General features: G+C 67.4%; 12 protein-coding genes. 7 read left to right on the forward strand and 5 right to left on the reverse strand.

Annotation, left to right across the window (positions count from 1 at the left end; all coding sequences use genetic code 11):
- Positions 1–106: 106 nt before the first annotated feature.
- From GGD89_RS19015 to GGD89_RS19035, 5 genes are all read left to right on the forward strand, one after another.
- Complete coding sequence (locus GGD89_RS19015) at positions 107–754, forward strand: BRO-N domain-containing protein (RefSeq protein WP_184048940.1); 648 nt, start codon at positions 107–109, stop codon at positions 752–754.
- Positions 755–811: 57 nt separating this feature from the next.
- Complete coding sequence (locus GGD89_RS19020) at positions 812–1,432, forward strand: BRO-N domain-containing protein (protein WP_184048943.1); 621 nt, start codon at positions 812–814, stop codon at positions 1,430–1,432.
- Positions 1,433–1,792: 360 nt separating this feature from the next.
- Positions 1,793–3,397, forward strand: a complete 1,605-nt coding sequence (locus GGD89_RS19025) for a recombinase family protein (protein ID WP_184048946.1) — start codon at positions 1,793–1,795, stop codon at positions 3,395–3,397.
- A 75-nt stretch (positions 3,398–3,472) separates the two neighbouring features.
- The gene (locus GGD89_RS19030) at positions 3,473–3,691 is read left to right on the forward strand and encodes a hypothetical protein (protein ID WP_184048949.1); all 219 of its coding nucleotides are present in this window, start codon (positions 3,473–3,475) and stop codon (positions 3,689–3,691) included.
- A complete protein-coding gene (locus tag GGD89_RS19035) occupies positions 3,688–3,825 on the forward strand; it encodes a hypothetical protein (protein WP_184048952.1) in 138 nt (45 codons plus the stop codon). The genes GGD89_RS19030 and GGD89_RS19035 overlap by 4 nt, the downstream gene beginning before the upstream one ends.
- Before the next feature lie 69 nt (positions 3,826–3,894).
- Here GGD89_RS19035 and GGD89_RS20450 read toward each other — a convergent pair whose 3' ends face one another.
- Complete coding sequence (locus GGD89_RS20450) at positions 3,895–4,539, reverse strand: DNA-binding protein (RefSeq protein ID WP_184048955.1); 645 nt, start codon at positions 4,537–4,539, stop codon at positions 3,895–3,897.
- Positions 4,540–4,680: 141 nt separating this feature from the next.
- Between GGD89_RS20450 and GGD89_RS19045 the strand changes: the two genes are divergently transcribed.
- Positions 4,681–4,935 carry a type II toxin-antitoxin system HicA family toxin gene (locus GGD89_RS19045; protein WP_184048957.1) on the forward strand — a complete coding sequence of 85 codons (255 nt, stop codon included), beginning with the start codon at positions 4,681–4,683 and terminating at the stop codon, positions 4,933–4,935.
- A complete protein-coding gene (locus tag GGD89_RS19050) occupies positions 4,932–5,261 on the forward strand; it encodes a type II toxin-antitoxin system HicB family antitoxin (RefSeq protein WP_184048959.1) in 330 nt (109 codons plus the stop codon). The genes GGD89_RS19045 and GGD89_RS19050 overlap by 4 nt, the downstream gene beginning before the upstream one ends.
- Positions 5,262–5,376: 115 nt before the next feature.
- On the opposite strand, the gene GGD89_RS19055 is transcribed toward GGD89_RS19050, so the two are convergent.
- The 4 genes from GGD89_RS19055 to GGD89_RS19070 form a co-directional block, all read right to left on the reverse strand.
- Positions 5,377–5,784: a type II toxin-antitoxin system HicB family antitoxin gene (locus tag GGD89_RS19055; protein WP_184048961.1), complete on the reverse strand. Its 408-nt coding sequence runs from the start codon at positions 5,782–5,784 to the stop codon at positions 5,377–5,379.
- A gap of 36 nt (positions 5,785–5,820) precedes the next feature.
- Positions 5,821–6,009 carry a type II toxin-antitoxin system HicA family toxin gene (locus GGD89_RS19060; protein WP_184048963.1) on the reverse strand — a complete coding sequence of 63 codons (189 nt, stop codon included), beginning with the start codon at positions 6,007–6,009 and terminating at the stop codon, positions 5,821–5,823.
- A gap of 194 nt (positions 6,010–6,203) precedes the next feature.
- Positions 6,204–6,809 (reverse strand): helix-turn-helix transcriptional regulator, encoded by a 606-nt coding sequence (locus GGD89_RS19065; protein ID WP_184048965.1) that lies wholly within the window; start codon positions 6,807–6,809, stop codon positions 6,204–6,206.
- A partial coding sequence (locus tag GGD89_RS19070; protein ID WP_184048967.1) for a hypothetical protein occupies positions 6,806–7,371 on the reverse strand: 566 nt, incomplete at its 5' end. The genes GGD89_RS19070 and GGD89_RS19065, both read right to left, overlap by 4 nt.

Below are 7,371 nucleotides of genomic sequence, written 5' to 3' on the forward strand. Positions count from 1 at the left end.
AACCACGGGGACTCTATGCCGGCCGCCGTCCATGCCCGCCACATCCCAGGCGGACACCGCCTGGGCGGCCCCCATGGTCACCGATCGCCATCAGGAGACAGACACCATGACCACCTTAGAGTCCTTCAAGTTTGAAGACATGGAAATCCGGGGCCTCGAAACTGACCAGGGCCCCTGGTTCGTGGCCAAGGATATCGCCACGGCATTGGGGTACGCCAATACGCGGAAGGCGATTGCGGACCACTGCAAATACGCCCGATCGGCACAAACCTACCCGATCGAGGGGGTAACGGATCGTGACTCCCTCGACCCGCAAACCGTCCTGATCCCTGAAGCGGACCTGTACCGTCTGATCTTCCGCTCCAAGCTCCCCGCCGCCGCCGCTTTCGAAGACTGGGTCACCGTCGAGGTGCTGCCGGCGATCCGCAAGACCGGGCGCTACGAGGCCGAGCCGGCCGTGCCCGGGCGTCAAGAACCGGGCGGCCAGCACGCCATGATGATGATCCCGGTCACCGAATACGCGGCCCTGTCACAGCAGCTGATCCGGCGTCTCAACGAGGACATCGCCTACAAGGCCAACCAGCGCCGGGACGATCGTCTTGCGAAGGCCAACAGCCTGGTCGCCATGCTCTTTCAGGAAACCGACCTCACCGACGAGCAGATCGCACGCGCTCTCGTCGACTACGCGGGCGGATACATGCCCGAATGGGTCGCCTGGAAGCGCCGCCTGTGGACCGAGGCCCCCGTGTCCTGAGGGATCGGCCCGATCCCGAATCCCCCTTCTCACGACCACGATCAGGAGATCAAACCCATGACCACCATCATCCCCTTTACCTTCGAGGACAGTCCTTTTCGTGCTCTCAACCTCGATGGCGATCCCTGGTTCGTCCTCGCCGACGTATGCGCGGTGCTGGACGTAGGGTCCCCGCACAAGGTGGCGGAACGCCTGGACGATGATGAGAAGGATCGGACGAGTATTCCGACCCCTGGCGGCGTTCAGGAGATGACCATCATCAACGAGTCCGGCTTGTACGTGCTGATCATGACCAGCCGCAAGCCGGCCGCCCGGCGCTTCCGCAAGTGGGTCACCGCCGAGGTGCTGCCGGCGATCCGCAAGACCGGGCGCTACGAGACCGCGCCCAAGCGTCAAGAAACGGCCGGCCAGAACGCCATGATCACGATCCCCGTTTCCGAATACATGGCGCTGTCGCAGCAGCTGATCCGGCTTCAGCGCGAGGATATCGCTTATAAAGTACACAAGCGCCGGGATGATCATCTTGAGAAGGCGAACAGCCTGGTCAATATGCTTTTTCAGGAAACCGCCCTCACCGATGAGCAAATTGCACAGGCTCTTGTCGATTACGCGGGCGGTTACATGCCCGAGTGGGTCGCCTGGAAGCGCCGCCTGTGGTCCGAGGCGCCCGTGTCCTGACGAACGCCGCGTCGTCCAGCACCAGGAAAGCCGCCCGCCCGGGCGGCTTTTTTGGTGCCCGCCCTGGCGGCCGGTGCGGAGCTTCTCCCCATTGAGCCGCAGGCGAATACGGGCAGGACGCCCCAACGGGGCGGCGCGGTGGTCCACGAGTGGGACCACCGCGCCTATCCTGCCAACGGAACGACAGGCAAAAAGAAACGGGCACTCCTGCAAACTCCTGCAAACTCCTGCAAACTCCTGCAAACTCCTGCAAAGTCATGCAAACTCCTGCAAAGTCGTAGAAACGACGCCTCGCCACCGTTTTTTCTTGCGGACCACACGGTCCGTGGTGAAGGTACCGCAACGAACCATGAGGACTCTATGTTGGTCGCCGTCTACGCTCGCCACTCAACCGAGCATCAATGCACCTCCACAGCCGATCAGATCGCCCGCTGCCACGCCTACTGCGCGGCCAAGGATTACATCGTGGTCGATACCTACGCCGACGAAGCCCTCTCCGGCGCCACCCTCGCCAACCGGCGCGGCCTCCACGCCATGATGCGCGCCGTGACCAGATCGGATTTCGAGCGCATCATTACCGAGGATCTGTCCCGCATCAGCCGTGACCAGTCCGATATCGCCGCCCTGTACAAGAAGCTGTCCTTCCTGGGGATCGCCCTGGAGACGGTCTCGGAAGGCGAGATCAACGAGTTACACATCGGCCTCAAGGGCACCATGAACGCGCTCTACCTGAAGGACCTGGCCGACAAGACCCGGCGCGGCATGATCGCCTCGGTGAAGCGCGGCGCCATCCCCGGCGGACGCACCTACGGCTATGACCTGATCAAGAGATACGACCACGCCGGCGAGCCCATCCGGGGCGCCCGGGCGATCAACCCGGGCGAAGCCGACGTGATCCGGACGATCTTCACCGACTACGCCGAGGGGCAAAGCCTCAAGCGCATCTGCGCGAACCTCAACGCCATGGGCATCGCCTCGCCGGCCGGCAAGCGCTGGCTGCCCAACGTGCTGGTCGGCACCGCCAGCCGGCAGACCGGCATTCTGCGCCAGACGCTCTACAAGGGCCTGCTGACCTTCAACAAGATGCAGTTCAGGAAGCATCCGGAGACGGGCAAGCGCACGTCGGTCATGCGGCCCCGGGACGAGTGGATCGAGGTCGCCGTGCCGGATCTGGCCATCATCGACGCAGGGCTGTTCGACAAGGTGCAGGATCTGATCAAGACGCGCGCCACCGCCCGCGAGGAGGCCGCCGAGGAGAAGGCGGCGACGACGGCGGAACAGGCGGCCGCTCGCGAGGCGGCCCGCCAGCGGAAGTGGCGCGCCGCACAGGTCAAGAGCCCCCAGAAGCGCCGCTACTTCTTCAGCGGCCACCTGCTCTGCGCGGCCAGCGGCGGCACCATGCGCTATCATCGCAAGGGTGTGTACGGCTGCGATCACGCCCGGACCTGCCCGACCTGCACGATCGAGGTGCCGGAGCTGATGCGCTGGAGCCTCGCGGCGTTCCGGGCGATCACCGAGGCCGATATCGCCGCCTGGGCGGCGCGCCCCGAGGTCGCGGTGCAGCGCCAGGGGTTCGACGAGATGATCGCCGCCATCGACGCCAGCGTGGCCAGCAAGCGGGCCGAGGTCGCCACCATCCTGGACACCCTGGGCAGCCACGCGCGCACCCGGGAGGTCCAGCGCTACCTGGAAGAGCGCGAACAGCGGTTGCGGCGCTGGCACATCGACCGGGTCAACATCAAGCGGCGGCGCGAGGCGATCACGCCCACCCCGGCCGTGACCGACGCGGCCCTGAGAGCCTTGCGGAGCCTCATCACCACCCTGGAGACCGATCCCGAGAACCATCTCGCCAACACGGCCCTGCGACGCGTCGCGCCCCGCGTGACCGTGGTCCGCCGTGGCACCGTCAGCCTGCATGTGACCTATCGCGAGCTTCTCAAGCTGGGACGCCCCGACCAGGGCTAGGATCATGGGCGGACGGGCCAGGCCCGTCCGCCCCTTCACGTATCGCACGGTGCCATCGCCGGATGAGGTGAGTCCATGAAGACAGCCCACGACCCGATCGAACAGCTCTGGCGTGACCTTGGCCGCGTCGACAGCGACGACACGGCCGCCCGCGAGGCCCTGGCCGCCGGCATGCCGATCTACTACCGGGAGCGCACCACGCCGCCGGGCCTCCAGGTCAAGGAATACCCGGACGGACGCCGCGAACTGGTGCGCTTCTCCCGCCAGGGGGACGACGTGATCCGCACCCTATGACCCGCCCGCGCCCCCAGCTCTGGGTGTTCGCCGGCCCGAACGGCGCCGGCAAGTCGACGCTGGTGACCCGCTACAAGGTGGCCGTTCCGAAAAAGACGCGCCAGCCACGCCGTGATCTCGGCATGGCATGGTGAGTCCCTCACGAACCGGCCAGATCTGGCCGGTTTTCCGTTGCTGTGCGGCGGCGCCGGCCAACGCCGGCGTCAGGCGCTCGGCCCGGCCGGCGCCGGCGAGGTCAGGCGGGCCAGCAGCGCGGCGTTCTGGGCCTCCAGGACCGAGAGGCGGCCGGTCAGGTCGGCGGCCCGCTCCCGGGCCTCCGTGGTCTCGCGCCGCGCCTGGGCGGCCTCGTCCCGCCCCTCGGCCGCGCGACGTTCCATCTCCCGCCCGTGCGCCTCGGCCACGGCCAGGGACTGGCGGAGGGCACCGGCCTCCGTCCGGCTGGCGTCCCGCTCGCCGGCCACGGCCTCCAGGCGCGCCCTGGTCTCCTCCAGGTCGGCGTTGAGCTGATCGGCCAGGTCGGCCGCATCCCGCCGCGCGGCCTCCATCTCGGCGCGGGCGGCCGCCAGCGTCTCGCGCTCGCCGGCCAGGCGCGCCGTGGCCAGGTCCAGGGCCACGGTCCACACCTCGGCCCCCAGGGCCTCCAGCTGATCGGCGACGGCCTGGGGCACGGGCTGGCGCTCGGGCACCTCGCGGGCGGCCTTGCGCGCCTTCCACGCGACCATGGCCTCCTGAATGGTGGTGAAGCTGCCGCCGCCCACGGCCTTGCGCACGGCGGCGAGGGTGGGCTTCTGGCCGGCGGCGTCGAGATCGTCGGCGGCGGCCCAGATGCGGTCCCTGGTGATGGCCATGGCGCTTTCCTCTTGTTGTCATAGTACGTTGTATCATACTACATACTATGACAACAGGCAAGCCCGACCCACCGTTGGCAGCCCTTTTTTGCTATCACATAACGCTTGCATTCAGGTCCGCCACCGCGATATCATGCTTGCATGAACAGCAAGCACAAGAAGACCCTGCGGGCCGTCTTCCGCGACCCGGTCTCGGGCACCATCGCCTGGAACGATCTTGAGGCTCTGTTGCTTGCGGCCGGCGCCGACCTGGTCGAGGGCTCCGGCTCCCGCGTCCGCTTCGTCGCGGGGACCGTGGTCGCCACGTTCCACCGCCCGCACCCCGCACGGGAGGCCAAGCGATATCAGGTCAGGGACGCGCGCGCCTTTCTTGAGTCCATCGGAGTCACGCCATGAGCACCATGACCTACAAGGGCTACAGCGCCCGCGTCGCCTTCGACGCCGAGGATGACCTGTTCGTCGGTCATATCGCCGGCATTCAAGACCCCGTCGGCTTCCACGCCGACACCGTGGCCGGCCTCAAGGCGGCCTTCCATGAGGCGGTGGACGACTACGTCGAGACTTGCGCCAAGGCCGGCAAGTCCCCTCAGAAGCCCTACTCCGGCAACGTCATGGTCCGCATCGACCCCGACGTGCACCGGCGCGCCGCCATCGCGGCGGAGGTCGCGGGCAAGAGCCTGAACCAGTGGGCGGAAGAGGTCCTCGGCCAGGCGGCCGGATAGGCCGAGGTCCTGCCTGACGCCGGGGCGGGCCACGACCCGGAAACCTCTCGCGGCCCCTCAAAACCGGCCAGATCTGGCCGGTTCTTCAAGGACACGAAGCCGAGCACCGGACCCGTCACCCGCGATCCGCGCCGTCGTGGCGGTCCCGCAAGGCGCGCAACGCCGCCTCCGCCAGCCACGCGCTCCGGTTGCTTGTCACGCTGTCGATGGCCGCCACCAACGTCGTATCCATGGTGATGTTGAGACGCGTCGTCCGGCCCGTGACCGGCGCCGAGACCAACAGGATCGCCGCGACCCGCACCTCGGGATCGACCGTCACGTCCCCCAGGGGGGTCGGCTCGGGCAAGGGATCCCCGTCCTCGATCATCCCCGCCAGATGCAGCGTCAGGGCCGCCTGGGCATCGGCGTGACACGCCTCGACGGTATCGCCACCGGCGCCGCAGCCGGGAAGGTCGGGGAAAAAGCCTCCAAACCGGCCGGTCTCGCCGACCTCGATCACCACCGGATAGGTGCGCTGGACCATGATGGGTCTCCCTGGCCTGGCGGAAAGGATCGCGGCTCACCGCAGTCGCACCCCGCTCTGCTTCTCGATGCTCTTGAGCGTCCCGATCGGGATGTCCGGATTGGGGTGAGGCACCGTCGTTCGGCCGGGTTTTGCGGGATGCTTGAGCTGCACGTGGCTTCCGGTCCGCTGCACCTGGACCCACCCATCTTCCTTCAAAAGCTTCAGGATCGTCCGGCTGTGCATGGTGCCTTCCGCTCTCCCAACCGAGGTCACCATACACATGAGCGCGCATATTCTCAAGAAAGAGATGCGCAATCGTGTGTATTAACCAGGGAAAGTTGGACTGACAAACGATGCCTCGGGAAACACCCGACCCCGGACCTGAGACCGGTGGCCCGGTCCAATGCCGCAGAGGTCAGGCCCGTGCGTAGGATCTCTCACGACCCTCCAAAACCGGCCAGATCCTGCCGGTTTTCGGCCGGCACGAGGCGGAGGTTCAAGGCGGCACACAGGCGGAATAGGGCCTCGGCGCCGATGTCCCGCCGGCCGGCCTCGATGTCGCGATAGGAGCGTTCCGACAGGCCGATGGCGGCGCCGGCCTCCGCCTGGGTCAGACGCAGGGCCTTGCGGCGGCGGCGGATCAGGGCATGCAGGGCCAGATAGTCGCCGCGCCAGCCGGCCGCGCCCGTCGTCTTTTCCCGGCTCATGACAGGCACCGTTTGATCGCAGCATGCGCGAGACCTCGACCATCCGCCGCGCCAGGTCCAGACGTCCTCGATAAGCGACTGGCCCTTCGAAGTCAGCGCCCATCCTTGGCCACCGCGAGGACCCAACGCTTCTTCTGCGAGGCCCTGGACGATGAACTCATCCATCATGGCCTGGACCAGCGCCTTGGTGCGAGGTGTCCGCCGATCGCTGGTCGGCAATTGCCGGGCCACGTCTTCGGCACGGTGCCGGACACCGGCAACGGAGCCGAGATAGCGTTTCAGTCTGCCGGCACGTTGTTGGGTGGCGCGACTAGGTTGACCGTTCCGCCGACTCATGACAGGTCCCTCCGGGCGGCCAGGGCGTCGAGGCTGTGGCGCACGGTGTGGGGCAAGGTCGCCCTCTGGAGCATGGCCCGCAGATAGCCGGCCCTGTGTTTTACCCCTTGTCGTTCCAAGGCGATAACAGCGGCGGCGAGCGCGGCGATACCGTGGGCACGCAGGCCCTCGGCCCACACCGTCCCTGGCAAACCCAGGCGGCGCACCTGCCAGGAGATCGCCCGGGCCAGCGGGGCAAGCACCCGCGCCGCATCCGCCCCCTCCAGAGCCAGAAGGTCCTCGCCGGTCAGGGCACACTGGAGGGTTGGCGAGACCTCGACCATCCGCCGCGCCAGGTCCTGATCGTCGACGCTCTCGACCTGTGGATAACCCGGCGCCTGTACAGGATTTATCCCCTTGGGATTCTCTGTAAGGGATTCAGGGGGACAGGACGGTCCTCCCTGGAGGACGGTGTCGTCCGCCCCGGTCGCCGCCATGGCCGGGGTGTCGGCGCGCGGCTGGCGGGCGGCGTCCAGGTCGGCGTTCAGCGCCGCCTCGGCCTGACGCAGGGCCTCCAGGCGTC

The sequence above is a fragment of the Roseospira visakhapatnamensis genome (genome assembly GCF_014197915.1).
In the GTDB taxonomy this organism is placed as follows: domain Bacteria; phylum Pseudomonadota; class Alphaproteobacteria; order Rhodospirillales; family Rhodospirillaceae; genus Rhodospira; species Rhodospira visakhapatnamensis.

Excerpts from the sequence above, each read along its gene's own strand:
- GGD89_RS19030 (WP_184048949.1), top strand. The coding sequence starts at position 3,473 with ATGAAGACAGCCCACGACCCGATCGAACAGCTCTGGCGTGACCTTGGC.
- GGD89_RS19055 (WP_184048961.1), bottom strand. The coding sequence starts at position 5,784 with ATGGTCCAGCGCACCTATCCGGTGGTGATCGAGGTCGGCGAGACCGGC.
- GGD89_RS19025 (WP_184048946.1), top strand. The coding sequence starts at position 1,793 with ATGTTGGTCGCCGTCTACGCTCGCCACTCAACCGAGCATCAATGCACC.
- GGD89_RS19065 (WP_184048965.1), bottom strand. The coding sequence starts at position 6,809 with ATGAGTCGGCGGAACGGTCAACCTAGTCGCGCCACCCAACAACGTGCC.
- GGD89_RS19050 (WP_184048959.1), top strand. The coding sequence starts at position 4,932 with ATGAGCACCATGACCTACAAGGGCTACAGCGCCCGCGTCGCCTTCGAC.
- GGD89_RS20450 (WP_184048955.1), bottom strand. The coding sequence starts at position 4,539 with ATGGCCATCACCAGGGACCGCATCTGGGCCGCCGCCGACGATCTCGAC.
- GGD89_RS19015 (WP_184048940.1), top strand. The coding sequence starts at position 107 with ATGACCACCTTAGAGTCCTTCAAGTTTGAAGACATGGAAATCCGGGGC.
- GGD89_RS19035 (WP_184048952.1), top strand. The coding sequence starts at position 3,688 with ATGACCCGCCCGCGCCCCCAGCTCTGGGTGTTCGCCGGCCCGAACGGC.
- GGD89_RS19020 (WP_184048943.1), top strand. The coding sequence starts at position 812 with ATGACCACCATCATCCCCTTTACCTTCGAGGACAGTCCTTTTCGTGCT.
- GGD89_RS19060 (WP_184048963.1), bottom strand. The coding sequence starts at position 6,009 with ATGCACAGCCGGACGATCCTGAAGCTTTTGAAGGAAGATGGGTGGGTC.
- GGD89_RS19045 (WP_184048957.1), top strand. The coding sequence starts at position 4,681 with ATGAACAGCAAGCACAAGAAGACCCTGCGGGCCGTCTTCCGCGACCCG.